General features: G+C 51.4%; 15 protein-coding genes. 2 read left to right on the top strand and 13 right to left on the bottom strand.

Annotated elements, in window-relative coordinates:
• Window positions 1–3: 3 nt before the first annotated feature.
• From AC6I8R_RS22410 to AC6I8R_RS22355, 12 genes are all read right to left on the bottom strand, one after another.
• The gene (locus AC6I8R_RS22410; RefSeq protein WP_415173424.1) at window positions 4–1,008 is read right to left on the bottom strand and encodes an HAD family hydrolase; all 1,005 of its coding nucleotides are present in this window, start codon (window positions 1,006–1,008) and stop codon (window positions 4–6) included.
• Window positions 1,005–2,018 carry an oxygen tolerance domain protein gene (locus AC6I8R_RS22405; protein ID WP_415173423.1) on the bottom strand — a complete coding sequence of 338 codons (1,014 nt, stop codon included), beginning with the start codon at window positions 2,016–2,018 and terminating at the stop codon, window positions 1,005–1,007. The genes AC6I8R_RS22410 and AC6I8R_RS22405 overlap by 4 nt, the downstream gene beginning before the upstream one ends.
• Window positions 2,015–3,541, bottom strand: coding sequence for a VWA domain-containing protein (locus tag AC6I8R_RS22400; protein ID WP_415173422.1), 1,527 nt, complete (start codon window positions 3,539–3,541; stop codon window positions 2,015–2,017). Before AC6I8R_RS22400 ends, AC6I8R_RS22405 begins: the two co-directional genes overlap by 4 nt.
• On the bottom strand, window positions 3,538–4,515 hold the full coding sequence (locus AC6I8R_RS22395; protein WP_415173421.1) for a VWA domain-containing protein: 978 nt from the start codon (window positions 4,513–4,515) through the stop codon (window positions 3,538–3,540). The genes AC6I8R_RS22400 and AC6I8R_RS22395 overlap by 4 nt, the downstream gene beginning before the upstream one ends.
• Window positions 4,508–4,948, bottom strand: coding sequence for a DUF4381 family protein (locus AC6I8R_RS22390; protein ID WP_497832949.1), 441 nt, complete (start codon window positions 4,946–4,948; stop codon window positions 4,508–4,510). The genes AC6I8R_RS22395 and AC6I8R_RS22390 overlap by 8 nt, the downstream gene beginning before the upstream one ends.
• Window positions 4,929–5,855, bottom strand: a complete 927-nt coding sequence (locus AC6I8R_RS22385) for a DUF58 domain-containing protein (RefSeq protein ID WP_415173419.1) — start codon at window positions 5,853–5,855, stop codon at window positions 4,929–4,931. Before AC6I8R_RS22385 ends, AC6I8R_RS22390 begins: the two co-directional genes overlap by 20 nt.
• A complete protein-coding gene (locus AC6I8R_RS22380) occupies window positions 5,855–6,850 on the bottom strand; it encodes an AAA family ATPase (RefSeq protein ID WP_497832948.1) in 996 nt (331 codons plus the stop codon). The genes AC6I8R_RS22385 and AC6I8R_RS22380 overlap by 1 nt, the downstream gene beginning before the upstream one ends.
• Entirely contained in the window at window positions 6,850–8,142 is a 1,293-nt protein-coding gene (locus tag AC6I8R_RS22375; protein WP_415173433.1) for an anaerobic sulfatase maturase, read from the bottom strand. The genes AC6I8R_RS22380 and AC6I8R_RS22375 overlap by 1 nt, the downstream gene beginning before the upstream one ends.
• A gap of 50 nt (window positions 8,143–8,192) precedes the next feature.
• On the bottom strand, window positions 8,193–9,779 hold the full coding sequence (locus tag AC6I8R_RS22370; RefSeq protein ID WP_415173417.1) for an arylsulfatase: 1,587 nt from the start codon (window positions 9,777–9,779) through the stop codon (window positions 8,193–8,195).
• Window positions 9,780–10,153: 374 nt separating this feature from the next.
• Complete coding sequence (locus tag AC6I8R_RS22365; RefSeq protein ID WP_415173416.1) at window positions 10,154–11,758, bottom strand: mechanosensitive ion channel family protein; 1,605 nt, start codon at window positions 11,756–11,758, stop codon at window positions 10,154–10,156.
• Window positions 11,759–11,771: 13 nt separating this feature from the next.
• Window positions 11,772–12,959, bottom strand: coding sequence for an OmpP1/FadL family transporter (locus AC6I8R_RS22360; RefSeq protein ID WP_415173415.1), 1,188 nt, complete (start codon window positions 12,957–12,959; stop codon window positions 11,772–11,774).
• Between the two features lie 18 nt (window positions 12,960–12,977).
• Window positions 12,978–13,277: a YicS family protein gene (locus AC6I8R_RS22355; protein WP_415173414.1), complete on the bottom strand. Its 300-nt coding sequence runs from the start codon at window positions 13,275–13,277 to the stop codon at window positions 12,978–12,980.
• A 579-nt stretch (window positions 13,278–13,856) separates the two neighbouring features.
• Between AC6I8R_RS22355 and AC6I8R_RS22350 the strand changes: the two genes are divergently transcribed.
• The gene (locus AC6I8R_RS22350; protein ID WP_497832947.1) at window positions 13,857–14,123 is read left to right on the top strand and encodes a YdgH/BhsA/McbA-like domain containing protein; all 267 of its coding nucleotides are present in this window, start codon (window positions 13,857–13,859) and stop codon (window positions 14,121–14,123) included.
• A 40-nt stretch (window positions 14,124–14,163) separates the two neighbouring features.
• On the opposite strand, the gene fhuE is transcribed toward AC6I8R_RS22350, so the two are convergent.
• Complete coding sequence (gene fhuE / locus AC6I8R_RS22345) at window positions 14,164–16,365, bottom strand: ferric-rhodotorulic acid/ferric-coprogen receptor FhuE (protein WP_415173412.1); 2,202 nt, start codon at window positions 16,363–16,365, stop codon at window positions 14,164–14,166.
• Between the two features lie 447 nt (window positions 16,366–16,812).
• On the opposite strand from fhuE, the gene AC6I8R_RS22340 reads away from it, so the two are divergent.
• Complete coding sequence (locus tag AC6I8R_RS22340) at window positions 16,813–17,901, top strand: YncE family protein (protein ID WP_497832946.1); 1,089 nt, start codon at window positions 16,813–16,815, stop codon at window positions 17,899–17,901.
• The last annotated feature ends 22 nt before the right edge of the window (window positions 17,902–17,923 follow it).

Genomic DNA, 17,923 nt, shown 5'->3' with positions numbered 1-17,923 from the left:
ACTTTATTGTGCCTGTGGACAAAGCTTCGGATCAAATACTTGATTCCAGTCTTTTTTCATATCGACCACGGTCCAACCATAGTGTGGTGCCAGAGTCAGACCATTTACCAGCTTGCCGCTGGCGCTGGGATGGGCATCGTAAGCATACTCCCGGACACCGTCGGTATGGTGTATCAACAGGCCAAAAGTTTTGGCTGCCGGATTGCCGGAGGTGTACTGCAACATCGGCACATCCCCATCGCTGTTGCCAAATGCAGCGACAGGACGATGCCCCATGAACAAATGAATGGCAACCGGTTTCATCGCTTCATCATCGTAAAACGCGCCGTTCATGGTCTTGCGTAGCTGAGTTCCGTTGTTTGTCAGCGCAAACTCTGCGAGAGAGAATGATCCAACAACCTGTTCAGGCGGAATGCCATACATCTTTTCAGCCACCTGACGCATAAAATCAATGCCGCCACCAGAGATGATCCAGGTTTTAAAACCATGAGATCGCAGGGTATCGAGCAGTTGGCGCATCGGCAGATAGCCGAGTTGGTCATAGCGGCATCCGAAGCGTGGATGGCGTTCGCGTGCCAACCATTGCGTGACGCGTTGGTCAAATTCATCGGTAGTCATATTGCTGTGGGTTAAGGTCAACAGATGCATGAGTCCTGACTGGCCCGATTTTGCCACCGTTGCCAGATCATTTTTCAAAATCGCGTTTACCAGGGCATCCTTTTGCCACTCTGGATGCTGAGGAGCCAGTCGTTTGATTTCATCAAAGGCAAATTGCAATTGAAAAGTCATGGGCGCTTCTGGCCATAGGGTACCGTCATTATCAAATACGACATAACGCTGTTGTGGCGGAATATAACCGGGATTACCTTCGGTGGTGGCATCGGCCAGCCAGCGTTCAATTGTCTGGCGAGACGGAGTATTGTTCCAGGCGCTAAGGGCGTCGCCAGTGTCTGCGAGCAATCCCGAGGTTGGTAAAAAGAGTGCGAGAAAAAGTAACACTTTGGTCATGATTTTCTCCTGTCTGGTATCAGATTAGGTAAGGGAATAACGCGATAAATAAAGCGTATGCGCTGCCACAGAAAGCGGCAGGCACGGAACAGGGGTTGGCGACAAAACCACAACAGTATGAGAAAAAGTAGTGCCAACAGTAGCCACAATGCATCACTCGCCCAGGCAAAAGGTATTTTTGCGCGCAGGATTTTTTCGCTCCCGACATCCCGGGCAGGGACGAAACGATACTGTGCGCCCGGTAAGATGGCCTGCTGCCACTGCTGGTGCGTGGTATCCCACCAGCGTAGTTGCAGGGGGGGGATCGACAACGATCCTGGTTGTGTTGGTAAATATCGCAGCCGTTCCACCCGTGCGACGCCAACTTGCTCATCACGTCCTCGTGTCAGCACCGTGTTTTGTACAGCCATTTTTTGCGTTTCGCTTCCGGGGATGGCATATAGCAATGTGGGGATTTGTGATGATGTCACATCTGTCGCTTTTAGTGTCACGATCCGCTCCACGACATCACCAACATGCAGTTGTTTATCGGATGTGGCCGGGTAGGTCTGCCATTCTTGCTGTAACGACAGACTACTAGCCGGTAAAAAGCGATCGGGTTGTTCCACTCCACTGGGCCAGCTCACCTTTCTTGCCAGTGCAGTAAGTTGCACAGTCTTTGGCGGTTGACCGGAGGAGTGCAGGGTAATTTCCAGCGCAGGCAGGTGCAGTTCACCCTGATCCCACGCCACCACTTTTCGTTCCAACCGCACACCGCTCCAGCTGATACCCCGGCTCTGACGGCTGACCAACTGATTGGGTGGTGTGGCGTTGAGCAGATTGCCATTCTCCACCGGCATGACTGGCCAATCAGGAGCCGGGTTGAACCAGCTATCCGTCCAGAATGTGATTGCGACGGTTGCGGGCTGGCCGGGGACCAGATGATCAGGGGCGACCAGCTCTCGCGTTACGTCCATTTCCGCATAGGCAACGGGTAACCATAGCAGTAAAAGCGCAATAAAGGCTTTCATGGTGTCTCCTCTGGCGCAGCATGATAGAGGTTTTCCAGCAGGCCGCCGGGGGACAATGAAAGATTGTCATACCATTGCGATAGCTGCGGGCTGGCACTCGCCAGCGGCTTGATATCCTGTTGATTTACACCTTCATCAGCCTTCAGATCTTGCTTAATCGCATCCGGGTCTTCATCAGCTTGTTCGCCCTGACTCGCCTGACGCTCCCGTTCTTTTTTTCTCAACTCCATGATAATAAGTGATATTTTTCTGCGATTTTCGCGTGCCATAGACCAGTCGGGACGCAGGCTCAATGCCTGGTCATAGCTATTTAGCGCTTGCTGCCATTGCTTCATCTGCGCATAACAATTACCGGTCCACAGCAGGTTATCGGCTGAAGCGGGAAGCTGGCGAAATGCGTTAAGTGCTGCCGTATAGTCAGCGGCGAAATAGAAGGCGACCGCCCGGCGCAGGGGATCGTGATAATGTGCCGCCGCTGTAGCGTAATCACCACGGTCAAAGGCATGTTGCCCCTGAATGTCGGGGGGAACCCAGGCATCAAGCCAGGCCGCCTTGCTGTAGGGGGCTGTCATCAGCAATAGCGGCAGTAATACCAGGCAGAGTAGTTGCCTGCGCCACATCAGGAGGAGCGCCATCATCGGCAAAAGCAACCAGTAGCCACTATTCTTCCACTGTAAATCTTTCCGTGCATTTTGTTGTTCGCTGGCGGTTTGCTGGATATGTGCGATCAGCGCCTGTAAATCCTGATTATCGGTTACTGACAACAAGGTCACCGGGATTCCGCTGTCCTGCATTTGTTCAAAGCGTGCAACGTTCAGGCGCGAGTCAATACCCCGTCCAGCCAGAGCCTCTGGCAGGGGGCCGCCCCGCGATGTGCCAGGCACCCAAATCTGTAATGGTAAGGACTGCTGCTGTAACCAGCGGGCGTCTTCACTGCTGAGACTATCGGCTACTAACACCAGAGCGCGGGGCGACTGGTCGTCATTGGGCAGATATTGATTTGCCAGTCGAAAGGCGGCCTGTAGACCAGAGCCCTGTGCGTCAGGTAACTGTTGTGGCTGCTGGGCGTATAAAAACAGTGAATAAAACGCCAGGTCATCAGTGAGCGGAGTAGTGAGAAAAGCCTGCGCGCGATAAACCACCAAGCCAAAACGGCTACCGGGCATCTGCTGCATCAGCGCCATCAGCTTTTGTTGAACACGCTGCTGGCGGTTGGGGGGTAAGTCCTGCGCCAGCATGCTGAGATCCTGTTGCAGAATTACCATCACATTGCTCTTGGGAGTCAAGGCATCAGGTAAAACCTTTTGCCAACTAGGACCAGCCAGCGCGAGGATCGCCAGGGCGAACAGCCAGGGTAAACTCTGCTGCCAGCGGCGTGATTTTTTGACGACCAGTGCATCCGCCAACGATTTATCCATGATGCGATACCAGGCGCTTTTTGCCCGGAAAGTTATCAGGAATAACAATGGGCATAAAAGCAGCGCCAATAATCGCCACGGATAAAGGAAATGAAAATCACTCATGACCGCCCCTCTTTAATGCGTTGTAACAGCGTCACAAGTAATAAAAGGAGTAGCGCCGCAGTAAGGGGCCAATGGAACAACGGGCGGTGCCATGACCACCCCAGTGTTTTGACCTGCTGAGGCGTCAATGCATCGATTTGTTGCCAGACCTGATCCAGTGACTCGCCGCCTTTGGCGGCCTGCCACATCCGCCCACCGGTTTGCTGTGCAATCTGTTGCAGCAGTTCGAGATCAACCTTGTCCTCGCCGCTGCTGTCACTGTCACCAAACGCGATGGTATGCACCAGAACGTGGTGAGCCGCAGCCAGCTGTGCGGCCAGTATCGGGGGGAGTTGAGAGGCGGTATCATTACCATCGGTCAGCAGGATAACCATTTTGCCGGCATCCGTAGCCAGGCTGCTATCCAGTTGTTTGACGGCGACACCCAGCGCATCACCGATCGCGGTTTGCTGACCGATCATGCCAGGACTTAATTGGGATATGCGTGTCAGCAGCGCGTTCTTATCAGCGCTGAGGGGGGCGAATGGCCACGCCTGGCTGGCAAAGATCACCAAACCGATGCGATCATCTTTGCGTTTGGCAATAAAGGTTTTCACTGTTTTTTGTACTGCCTGTAAGCGCGTTATACGTCCATCTGCATCATTTTTTTCCATTGAGCCGGAGACATCCAGAGCGAGCACGATATTACGCATAGGTTGAATCATCTGCTGCGGTGGCATGATATATTCCGGGCGTGCCAGCGCGCACACCAGCAGAAGCCAGATCGGCCAGAATTGCAAACGCGTCCGAATATCAGATACGGCATGTGGGCTTGTGGGCTTGAGTGTCTCGATCAGTTCAGGCAGAAAAGGGACTCGAACAGAATCCTGCTCGGGGGGATCGCCTGGCAATAAGAACTGCACTAGCCAGGGAAGTGGCAACAGCAGCCATGCCCATGGCCAGGCAAAATCGAGACGTGCAAGCCATTCAGACATCAGGTAGTCCCTCCAGCCAGTGGCTGACCTGTTGACGAACGTGCCGGTTCAGTTCTGGTTCCAGCATGGCATCGCGCTGGCAATAGCGCTGACTTAGTTGTTGGCAAGATGCATCGTCAAGCGGTGTCTGTTGCAGAATGGCTTGTGCCGACAGTAACTCGCTGACAGCCGCTCGGGCGTGATGCACCAGCAACACTCGTTTAATTAGCCAAAGCCACTCATCGGCGCTGTGAATATTTTGTAATGTCCGCCGTGCTTCACGTCGCCAGCGGTTGCGGCGATAGCGTACCAACCGCTGGCTGAGCCAGATAAACAACAGAGCGAATAATATCACTGCCAACACGCTCCAACCGGGCGGTAACGGGAACCATGTAGGGAAAGCGGGCAATGCTGGGTGCTGTAAATCCGGTACGCTAAATCCTTTTGCCAGCATGGAAGTCCTCCTGCTGTAGCTGCGGTAGCAACGGTTGTCCAACCACAATATTTCGCACCGCAATACCGGGTCGTTGCAGACGCTGTTTTTGCGTGGCGAGGCGGGCTGAAACTTTGTCCTGCAACGCAGTGCGTAGCGCTGGTGTGAGTGCGAATGCCACTTCGTCGCTGGCGTAATGTGCGGTTAAATTGCCGCTGGCAGGTAAATGTAAATGCAGATCGTCGAGGGTGACCCAGGCGGTCATTTCCGCACGTTGCCTCAAGCTGGCCAGCAAAGCTTCGCTTTGGCGATCCAGATCGTGAAAATCGCTGATTAACGCCAGCCAACTTCCCGGCGGAAGCAGGCTCGTGAGGCGCTGTAGCACCGCGGCCAACCGCACTGGCCCAGTGCGATTGGCGCGGAGGCGCTCAGGCAGTTGCTGATTAAACTGGCTAAGATCGTCAAACAGACGTGGCAGCGTAACGCGTGGTGAACGGCAGGGGTGAACCCGCATTTCGTCATCGTTAAACACTACCGCGCCAAGACGATCGCCATCATGCCAACTGCGCCAGGCCAGTAAAGCAGCGACCGAAGCAGCGGCGACGGATTTAGTCTGATTGCGGGTACTAAAAAACATATCGAGCCGCTGGTCAACGAGTAAAAAAACCGGGCGTTCGCGTTCTTCGTTATAGAGTCGAATCCATGGCGAACGTAAGCGTGCGGTGGCTTGCCAGTCAATTAAACGTACATCGTCGCCGGGTTGATAGCGGCGCAGGCTGTCAAAGTTAAGGCCACGTCCCTGCTGACGTGATGTACGTTCACCGGACATCGCGCCTGGGGGAATTTGGCCGGGTGGGTTGTTGAGCTGATGTGCTGCACTGGCTAACGCCATGAGTGCGGCTTTATCGATGGTCACTCCGCCGCTCATCAGGCCACCACCGCGTCAAGCAGCATACGGACAGCATCATCGGCGAGACAGTTATCTGCGGCAGCCTGGTAGCTCAGCAGCAGACGATGGCGTAACACTGCTGGGGCAATACGGCGGATGTCTTCAGGCAGAACCGCATCACGCCCCTCAAGCCAGGCGTAAGCTCGCCCGCAGCGGTCCAGTGCAAGGGTGCCGCGTGGGCTGACACCAAGGCTGATATAACTGGCAAAAGCATCGCTTACCTGCTGTGGCTGGCGTGTCATCTCAACCAAATTCACAATGTAATTTTCCACCGCAGGCGCGACATAAATGCTGGCTATAGCACGCCAGCATTCAGCAATGCTTTGCTGGTCGAGAGTGATGTCAGTTTGGTGTTTGGCCGGTGTGCTATCAGCCGTCTGGTACTTCGCCTGTTGTTCAGACCGGACCAGTTGCATCACTCGCTGCTCATTCTCTCTGGAGGGATAGTCAACAATGACTTTCATGAGGAAACGATCCAACTGTGCTTCCGGTAGTGGCCAGGTACCTTCCTGATCCACCGGATTCTGCGTTGCCAGCACCATAAATACGCCAGGCAGAGGCCATGTCTTCCCTGCAACGGTAACATGACGTTCCTCCATCGCTTCCAGTAGCGCTGACTGGACGCGGGCAGAGGCGCGATTTATTTCATCTGCCAGGATAATGTTGCCAAACACCGGGCCAGGACGAAACCGGAACTGATCTTCTTCTCGCTCGGCATGCTGTTGATAAATCTCGCTGCCGGTTATGTCGGAAGGCAACAGGTCAGGTGTAAATTGAATACGACGATATTCCCCTTCAAGGTGACCTGCCAGTGCGCGCACAGCTCGCGTCTTGGCAAGACCAGGTAAACCTTCCAATAAGACGTGCCCATCACACAACAAGGCAATGAGCAGCATGCGAACCAATTCGTGCTGGCCGATCACTTGCTCATTCATGCTGGCTTCCAGTGCCAGCAGTTTTTGGCGTAATTCCATCAGGCATGCTCCTGCTGTTGTTGCTGGATCAGAGTGGCGATACCTACCAGGATCGGTTGGGCATAATCAAAAAAGGCTTTGATACCGGGGCAGAGATAATTGAGACCAAGCTCGCCATCACTGCTGCGCACGATGCGATTTTTTGGGCACTCACCCCAGCACAGTTTCAGATAAGGGCACTGTTTGCAGGCACGCGGTAGCGTGTCGCGCTTGCCCATACCAAAGGCTTTTTGCCGCTCGGAAAAGGCAAGATGTGCCAGCGAGTTGGTGTGAATATTGCCCAGTTGATACTCAGGATAGACATAGTGATCGCAGGCAAAAATGTCGCCATTCTTCTCAATGGCCAATCCTTTGCCACAGAATTCAGACGTGACGCAAATCTGTGCCGGTTTGCCCATCGTTTGCGCCACGGCCGTTTCAAACAGATTGACCTGGACCCGGCCCAGATCGTTATTGACCCACTCTTCAAATACCTTGATCAGAAAACGCCCCCAGTCATCCGGGTCAACTGACCAGTCGGTGACGATAGAGTCGAGATCCCCGGGATGGGCACGACGTGTCCCGGTTACCGGGATACTGTCATCGCGCCAGAAATGAGGCGCAGTTTGTTGAAACTCTCGCGGTTCGACGCAGGGATTGAACTGAATATAGGTTGCGCCCAATTCACGGGTAAGAAAGCGGTATACTTCCAGCGGGAAGCGCGCATTGGTACGGTTGACGGTCACCAGCGCATTGAACGGCACCTGATGGCGTTTTAGCGCCGCTACCCCCTCCATGACTTTGTCGAAAGTGGGTTTACCGCTGCGGGTAATCCGATAACGATCGTGTAATTCTGCCGGGCCATCAATGGACAGGCCAACGAGAAAGTGATGTTGCTTGAGAAATCTCGCCCAGTTGTCATTAATCAGGATGCCATTGGTTTGCAGATCATTTTCAATGCGCTGACCGGGTTTTTGGTATTTCTTTTGTAAAGTAATCACTTTTTCGAAATACTCCAGTCCCATCAGGGTCGGTTCACCTCCCTGCCACGAGAACACCACCTGTTCACCGTCCTGGCCATCAATATATTGGCGGATAAACTGTTCCAGTACCTCGTCGCTCATTCCGGCAGAACGCTCCTGGTGCAACAGGTTTTCTTTGTGCAGATAAAAACAGTAGGTACAGTCAATATTGCATCGCGATCCGGTGGGCTTGGCCATCACATGAAAGCGGCGCTGATAAGCCGGTCCTTTGCCGTTGTACTTTTCGGCCGAGGGTAACGGACGTAAAGGAAGCGTCGTAGTGTATTTCATCATTCCCTCCAGATACGGGCGGAGACCCGCCCGTCTTATTGATGATGGCCTTAGTTATTTCCTGGACTGCCTTGTTCAATCAGTGACTGGACATCAGACACGGTGAAGGAACCTGGCTTCTGGCGCGGTGGGAATTCTTTGAAGCTTTGCAGCATTTCCCCTACATATTTCTGCGCACCACCCAACAGGAACAACCTGCTATAGAACCAGTTGTTGTAATCCATACCGGTATCGCCTTTTTCCAGAGGATCCACTTCCAGATCGAACAGCAACGGCGAGCGCAATTTGGTGAAGGGGTAGCGCCATACGTCGATACCGCTGTGCTCCTGAATCATAAAGTGCGCTTTCCAACGGCTATAGCGGATGGCGAGCAGATCGCCATCATCACTCCAGTAGAAGAACTCTTTACGCTGATCCGGTCCCTTGCCCTGGAGGAAATCAAGTTGGTTATACCCGTCCAGATGTACCTTATAGGTCATGGCACTGGTCTTATAGCCTTTCAACAACTCTTGGGTGATGTTGGGATCGCCTGCTGCTGCGACCAGAGTTGGGAACCAGTCATAGCTGGCGAAAATATCGTTGATCACCGTGCCGGGTTTAATATGCCCAGGCCAACGGATCATCGCCGGTACGCGGAAGCCACCCTCCCAGCCGGTATTTTTCTCACCCCGGAACGGGGTCATCCCTGAGTCCGGCCAGGTAGCCAACATTGGACCGTTATCGGTGGTGTAGATAACGATAGTGTTATCCTCGATACCGAGATCTTTGATTTTCTTCAACACTTCGCCGATGGTCTTATCGTGCTCCACCATGCCATCGGCATAGGTACCTAACCCGGTCACACCAATACTGTCCGGTTTGAGGTGGGTTTTGTTGTGCATACGCGTGGTGTTGTACCAGGCAAAGAAGGGTTTACCGGCTTTAACCTGACGTTCCATAAAATCATTGTTCGCTGCCAGCGTCTCATCATCAACCGTTTCCATGCGCTTAACGGTTAAGGCGCCGGTGTCTTCAATTTTTCCGTCGGCCGTACTTTTGATGACCCCGCGCGGACCGAATTGCTTACGGAACGCAGGGTCTTTCGGATAATCTGGATTTTCCGGTTCTTCTTCCGCGTTCAGGTGATAGAGATTGCCCATAAATTCATCGAAGCCATGGGCGGTGGGGAGAAATTCATCGCGATCGCCAAGGTGGTTCTTACCAAACTGGCCGGTGGCGTAGCCCAGTTGTTTAAGAATATTGGCAATGGTGGGATCTTCTTTCTGTAAACCTTGTGGTGCGCCCGGCATTCCCACTTTACTCAGGCCAGTACGAAAAGGCATCTGGCCTGTAATAAAAGCGGAACGGCCCGCAGTAGAACTTTGTTCAGCGTAATAAGAGGTAAATTTGGCACCTTCGGCAGCAATACTGTCTATATTCGGTGTCTTATACCCCATCATTCCCTGGTTATAAGTACTGAGATTCCAGTAACCGATATCATCACCAAAAATCACCACAATATTGGGTTTAGCTTTGTTCTGTTCTGGTGCGGTTGTCTTTGTACTGTTATCTGGTGCTGCATATACACTCCAGGAACAGCACGCCGCAGCCAGCAGAGAAGAGGCAAGCAACGATTTGCAAAAAGGTATTTGTGACATTTCTGCGCTCCGTGACAAGTGGGTTCGGATTTACGGCTTAAAAGTAATGCCTGTCAAAATAGGGTCACCTCCTTGATAAAAAATCAGTCTTACGGACCGCATAAAATTGCGGTCTGGCCAAAATAGACTGGTGCTTAACAAGGAATGTAAAAAATGGGTGGCAGATTAACCCCCCTGTTGAGTACTGGTAATTTATTTCAAATTATTGATAACAAGAAAAATGTATATGCCTGGAAATAAAACACTGGCTTGTTTTTCTATGTAAGATTAACGATAGTCCTTCCTTAAGAAAATTCAAAGGGCCGAGAGTAAATCATGATTTAAATCAATAAATATAATGCTTCGTTGAATCCAGGATTAACCTTAGTATCTTTTCAGCCTGAATCCGCTCTTTTTGCCGGGGGACTGTACCAGTTCTCCGGCTTCACTATCACCACCGTCTCTGGTTGAGCAATAAAGTTTGGTGACATAATCTGGACGCCAAACTCATTGAATACATCCTGAATATTACAATGCAATTCACTTCTGGCAGCAGCCAGCACCGCATCCTTAGGTAAACGCACCTGGAGTTCATAGGCGACATACCAGTCCATCAATGCCAGTTGTCTGACAATCGGCTGTATATGGTGGTCAATAGCTCGGGTTCGGTTTGCAGCCAGTTCCAGCATACTGTGCACCTGCCGCCATGGGGTGTCATAGCCAATAGTGACACTGGTGGTCAGAGTGAGTCCTCCTCCTTTCAAGGGGGCACTCAGGTTAGTGATCTTGCCGCTGACCACCACCGCATTGGGGACGGTGACTTCGTGATTCTCTCGTGTTAAAAGTTTGGTTGCCAACATGCCGACTTCCGTTACCACCCCCTCATTATCGTTGATGCGGATAACATCACCTTTGCGTAGTGCGCGCGAATAGGTTAGCACCAGACCGCTCATTGCATGGTTCATCACACCAGCTGAACCCAGTGTTAGCATCAAACCGAAAAATACACTTATCCCCTTGAATGCCAGTGAATTAGCACCGGGTAGAAAGGGATAAGCGGCAGACAGGGCAAATAACCAAATAACTACGCTGATTAACCGCCGGGTCACTCCCACGGTTTCTGGGTGCAATCCGGGAATACTGAGACTTCCGGTTTCAACCCGGCGTAAAATCAACCGAATCATGCGTGTGAAAAAGGCGGTGATGAGGAAAATAACGGCGACAATAAACAACCCTGGCAGGGCGGAGAGAATGTTGAGTCCCAGACTCTGGAGCAGGGAGAGGGCATAGCCCCCAAGCTCCATCCCCCATTTTCGTGTGTAGGGAAACAGGCGAAGCACCCAGCTTAACCAGAGATAGCTGGCCCCAAGGCAAATTATCGTCAGAACCGTCTGGCAGACGCGTAATTTGAATGGTCCTAAAAAGCTGCGCATCGGAGCAGGTAAAATGTGTTTACGTACTGTGTCGTCAGAAATGTCAACCCGTGAAATCAGCCGTGTCGCACGCCAGCATAAGATGATTAACCCGGCGAGAGCCACTGCACCTGCAACACTTTTTGCCAATGCCTGCCACTGGTACTGCGATGAATATTGTTCTTTTAGCGAGGTGCGTAAAGCTTCAAGACGCTGTCTCACGCGTTCGGCTGCCTCGGTGAGCGTCAGGTCATCTCCTTCATCAAGATCGGACTGTACCAGCAACATAAAGGGCTTGTGATTGATAGAAAACAACACCCCTGATTGGTTATAACGCGTCAATAATTGTGTCTGGACCGGATGCTGCAAATCAGCCTCGTCAAGGCTGCGAAGTTGTAGCATGATGCGCCGCACGCGTTCTTGCGGCGTAGTCAGACCGAAGCTGGCTTGCAACATGACAACCGGTTGGTTGAGTAATGTCAGCGTGCGGGCTTTTTCTTCAGGCGAGGGAGCCTGGCGTGGTTCGGCCCCCCAGATAATAGTTGAGAACAGCAGCAGGCAACATCCCAGGTAAACCCCCCTCCTCATCGTCCATTCTCCCTCAGAACTGGTAGCTGTAGTTCATGCTAAAAAAATAGAGATTGGGATCATGGTAGGTACCCTTCAGTAACGGGGAAGAGACAGACGACGATGCCATATTGACATACTCAAATGCGGCCCCAATGTTGCTGGACGCTGTTAATTGATATTGGGCACCTATGCCATAACGCCAGGCTGCGCCGGAAGGCATGGTCATTGAGGTATCATCCTGATCTTTATAGAAACTACTGTCGTATGCGATACCTGTATTGAAGCGCCATTGATCATCCGGACGAAATTGCACACCGAAAGCGGTATGCCAGGTATCCTGAAGTTTATTTTCTCGTGCCGGGACTTGTCCGTTGACTGTGATTTGATTGCTGCCATATGTGCTCCAGTTCTGCCAGCCAAGATCGCCCAGCAATGACCATTGTGGGTTGAGGTCATGGACCACACTCAACATCAGTTGATCTGGGGCGTTCACTTCGGCGGAAATTGGCAAGCGCCAGGAGAGATTGTTAAGTTGCGGGAAGCGCACCTCAGGAGCCACATTAAAGTGGTATTGCGTTTTGCTGGTATAGGCGAGACCGACACGGGTGGCATCAGTAACCTGCATCAGCAGCCCGGTACGGAAGTTTAGTGCCCAGTCATGGTCGGTGGTCTTAGCATCCTGACCATCAACGTTGCGAGTCAGAGATAAAAAACCGTAGTTAATGCCGAGCCCCAGTCCCCATGAGAGACGGTCATTGATTTTCCAGGCAACGGCAGGACTTAATGTCATCGCCAGCAAAGTGCTTTTTTTAATCAGCTGTTCCCCGGCCCAATTGCCAAAATCAAGCCCTAGCCCGTAATTGCCATAAAGACCGATACCCGCGGACCAGCGGTCATTAATGCGTTGATGGTAGAACATGCTGGCTGCGGGAAACCATCCAATCGTGTTGCCAGGGCTGTTTCCTTTAAGGGCAGCATCACTGTCCAGTGTATACGGAGTATCGCCATAGAGTGCCTGTAAGCCAGTGGTAAGCATGTGATCAGGGAGACGTGTCATACCCGCCGGGTTGGTCATGAGGGTCGAGGCATCCTGGGCGCGAGCAGCCTGTCCTGCGCCTGCCAGACCGACATCCTCAGTGCCGATTTCATACAGATACAGACCACTGGCTTGGGTCAACATCGGTACACCCATGACCAGTAACAATGCAAGACGACGCATAATGCCTCCCGAGGAAGGTTATGGGGCTGTTGGCCCGTCAGGGCAGGGAACGTCAGTAATGTGTTGACGATATTCCTCTTGCTTGCCAGCCTGAAGTGCTTTCGCTGCCAGAATAATCGGGGGATGGCTGACCGTCTTATCCACAAACTGCTTTTTCAGCATCTCATCGGTAATGTTGGCATCAACGTGACAGTGCACTCGGAGATCTTGCAGAATAGTCTGTACACGCAGCGCCCAGGCAAGGTTTTCATAAGGTGCTGCTAATAAGGGCTGTAGAGGAAAAATAAAAAATGCCAAAGTTAAAAACATGCCACGCATTTGATGCTCCTCAATTGACCAATATAATAATTCTGCATATTGAAGACAGTCATGTTAACAACTGGGTTATTGACCAGGGCTATATCACTCGATGCCATCTGGTATTGATTCACCAGTAAGTATGGATAAGACGTTGCTATTCCTGGAAAAATCCCCCGCCCCTGATTGCTCCATTCCGGAGTTGGGAAAATAAACAATTGGTATTATCGGATGTTTCAACAGATTGAAAAGGATAAGTCATTCATGTTGTTAAACAAACATAGAAAGAAAAAATAAAAGTAGCAAGGGAGAGTGAGTCTGAAACTTGCATTTAAGATTCCCGCTGCCTGGTTTAGGGTGTTCTCCATGACGTTCATTTCATACTTTAGCTAATTCAATCAGATTGTTGTATGAATTCACGCTTCGCTTATTTTTGATGTGATATTTTTAGTGCCAGAGAATAGGCTGGTCGTTCATTCTGTTTTTTTTGTGCTTGCGTAAACTTCTTCAATTTACCATTTGAAATTTTCAACAACCGCGTCTAAGAATTTATAGGTGCTTATAACCTGTTATATTTCAAACTATCTTTGAGGATAAATGATGAAAAAAGCCTACGGTGCCATGGTGGCATTTGTTGCCACTTCGTTAATTGCTTTCTCTGCATTTGCTGCTACTGAAATTACCAAAGAAGAAGCCAAAAAGTACGAGGAAATCGGGAAGGTGAGTACGACCAAAGAACATACCTCACCTCATGATGCGATGGAGGAGATCTCTAAGAAAGCCGATGAGATGGGCGGCAAGTATTTTGTTATCACATCGGGTCAGGAAGGGGACAAAGTTCGCGGAACAGCAACAGTCTACAAATGATTTCATTGCGCCCTGGTGGCCAGGGCGCAAAATTTTGCCATCAGAACTGATAAGCCACGCTAACCGAGACGTTACGCGGTTCACCGTAGACGTAGTTGTTCATGTACGTGTAGTAGGTGCGATCAAACAGATTATTGATATTCGCCTGCACCGATACCTGCTTGCTGACCTGATAGCGGGCAAACAGGTTAGCCAGGGGATAGCTACCCTGATAAACGCGTTGCGTGCTGCCATCCGGTGCGGTGTCATCTTCAAACACACGATTCTGCCAGTTGATACCGCCACCAATGGTGAGGTCCTGGAGCATCGGCAAGCGATAGCTGGTGAACAACTTGAAGTCAGTTTGCGGTTGATCCGGGTTATAACGGCCTTCCGAATCGCGCGCGACATAACGTGTTGCACCAAAAGTCATTTGCAGATTATCGGTGATCGCGCCGTTTAACTCGAACTCGGCACCCTTGCTGCGAGCGCCTTTAGTGGCGCTATAGGCCTGTTCGCTGCTGTTGTTGACGTACTCGCCATTAATGGCTTCACCAACGTTATTTTGCTCAATGCGGAAGATCGCCATCGTCGCGGTCAGGCGACCATCAAACCACGCGGATTTCAGGCCGGTTTCATAGCTTTTTCCGGTAACCGGTGACAGGTAGTGACCGCTGCTGTCGCGATAGGTTTGCGGTTGGAAGATGGAGGTATAGCTGGCGTAAGCTGACCAGGTATCGTTGATGTCATACACCACACCCGCATACGGCGTGATGTTGTTTTTATCCATATTACCGCTGCTGCCGTTGGTACTGTATTGGGTGTAACGGGCACCGAGGATCAGTGACAGTGGGTCAGCCAGTGAGAAACGTGCGGCGGTGTAAACGGATTTCTGACGGATCACATCGTCAGCATTCTCATACCAGTCGCTCCATTCAGGTTCCGCAATGTTGCCATTCCAGTGATTATTGAACACGCCAATATCACCGGTAGCGATATCGTAAGCATCCTGGTCGGTGACGCCATCGCTGCTGTAGGTTTTGTTGTGCTGGCGGCTGTAACTGACACCCGCCATAAGCTGGTGTTGGCGTCCGAAGAGTTCAAACGGACCGCTGGCATAGCCATCCACCGAGGTCAGCTCACGTTTGCCACGGTCCATACTGCCGAACCCGTCGGCCCCTTCGCCAGTATCCTGGTCAGGTAAAGACAGATAACCGGTGTACAGCAATTTGTCGCTAAAGGTATTTTCTGCATGGGTACCGTTTAAGCGGAAAGACCAGCCGTTATCAAAGTTATGTACCAGGTCGGCATACACTTTCCGCACGGTGGTGTGGTAATAAGTCCAGTCTGCCGAGGAGTTCAGGCTGCGATCGTAATGAGTCAGTGAACCATTGCTGTAAAACACCGGATTACCACCCCAGGTGGGGTTTTTAGTATCCGCGTCCTGATAGTCATAGGCTAACGACAAGGTGGTGTTATCAGTGATATCGGCATCGATCGTGCCATAGAGGAATTTGGTGTTTTTACGATAACGGTCCAGCCAGCTGTCCTGATTCTGATAACCCGCAATAACACGACCACGTACCGAACCCGACTCATTTAAAGGAGTAGAAACATCAGCAACATAGCGCTGTTTGTTCCAACTTCCGTAGCTGGCCGTCAAATTCCCGGTGAACTCTTTACTGTCGGCGTGTTTGCGTACCATGTTGACGGAGGCTGCCGGGCTACCTGCGCCGGTCATCAGTCCGGTCGCGCCACGTACTATTTCGATGCGGTCATAAATCGCGGTATCCGAGGCAGTGTCACCGTAGTTCCATGAATCCCCCATTGAAGTGGGGATGCCATCATAGGTGAAGTTGGTCAGTAAAAAACCGCGGGAATAGTAGTAAGCGCGTTCGCTGTCATCCTGGCTACTGGTAATCCCGGTGGTATTTTTCAGCACGTCACTAATGGTTTGCAACTGCTGATCCTGCATACGCTGCTGGGTAATCACGCTTACGGACTGCGGTACATCGCGCGGCGTCAACAGCAGCTTGGTCCCGGCACGCGTGGTTTTCACCTGGTAATCTGTCTTGTCCTGCGCGGTAGTGTTGCTATCGGTATTGGCATTCACCACCAGGTCCGGCTGCGTCGTGGTGGTATCCGCCGCCAGGGCTGGGTTGAGAAGGGCGTGTACCGCCATTGCCAGTAATGACACGGTAAAGGTTTTACGGATGCCAGGTGCGCGAGATCCCGCACAAGTTTCCCTGCGATTCAAAGACATAGTATTTCCCGCCAAAAAATAACGTGGTTTGCTGTTGTGTCGCTTCTGATTTTTATTACACCGCGTACGTCATGCTGCGGCATTTAACGCTAAGAAGCGCATAAATTGAGAAAGCCAATGATAATCATTTGCTTTAAAAATTCTAAAAAGGTTTCATTCAAATGTGTAAGTATTTATATAAATGATATAAATCATATGGATATACAAAAACTAAACCTTTTAGTTGCGGACGTTTACGTTTTTTGATCGTGAATTCATCGTTAAAACCGCGCGATTCCCCGCTAAAAATCGCGTATGCGCTGAGATCTGACGCGGTGTAGTTACCCGTTGTTTGCCACACATTTGCTTAGTTTTCGTTAATACGTATGATTCTCATTCTTTCTACGATCCTTCCGTTATGGCGGCTACCGCCTGCCGGAATCCGTTTATCCATTGATGGAGTTCAGAATGAAATCGTTTTTCAGTCCGCGTCAGGCCGCCATTGCCGCCGCAGTCATCGCCGCCTTAAGTCTGACGGCATGCCAGGCTCCGGCCAAAAAAGCAGAAGTGCCTGCCGCCGCAGTGAAGCCCGTGGATACGCGACTGACTCAGCGTGTACTGGGCGACGGTCTGTATGAACTGGCGTATTCTCCAGCAGTGAATGCGTTGTATGTCGCCAGCGCTCAGGGCTTTAAAGACGTGAACGGCGGGATGATCTATCGTCTCGATCCAGTGACCCTGGCGACCCAGGGTGAAACCCACACTGATCTGAAGAACTTCGGTATGGCCATTGAGGGCGAAGGACGCGTGTTCTACACCACCAATTCGCTCGATGGCGGGGTGTCTAAAGTGGATGCACAAAGCGGTAAGGTGCTGGAGCGCCTGATGCTGGGTGGCAAGAAGGATAAAGAGGGCGATGTGCCGGGCGCGCGTGAAATGTTGCTGCATGGCAATGAATTGTACGTAGGCCGCGTGGCGGATCCGGGCTTTATCTCAGTGGTGAATACCAAAACCTTCAAACTGAAAACCACTATCAAGAATGCCGGTAAGTGGGTGACGGGGATCATTTACTCGCCGCTGACCGATCGTGTTTATGCCGCCAATGGCGCAGGTGAGATTGTGGTGATTAATCCGCGCACGCATAAAATCGAGCAGCGTTGGACAGCGGGTGATGGCAAGGAATATCTGTTCCTGAATATGGCCGAAGATCCGGCCACCGGTCGTCTGTTCGTCACCGACGATTCCAAAGGCAAAACCACCCTGGTATTCGACGAACACAGCGGCAAAGTGATCAAACGTATTCCGGGCGATGCGCTGGGTATCAAATTCAACGCCAAACGCAATGAGATCTATATTTCGCAGCGTGAGTCGAAGAAAGTACTACAACTGGATGCCACCAGCTACGCAGTGAAAAACAGCTGGTCATTCGATACCAACCCGAACAGTTTGCTGGTTTCGGCTGATGGTCAGACGTTGTATGTCTCTCTGAAGCAGGCGTTTAATAAAGACAATTCCACGCAGGGCAAAGATAGCGTGGCACGGATTGCGCTGAAGTAAATCTACAAGGGGAGGCTTGAGT

Source organism: Pantoea sp. X-Soil-OKNW-713 (assembly GCF_059730685.1).
Note: the sequence above shows the minus strand (reverse complement) of the source record. Positions and strands in the feature narration are given on the sequence as shown.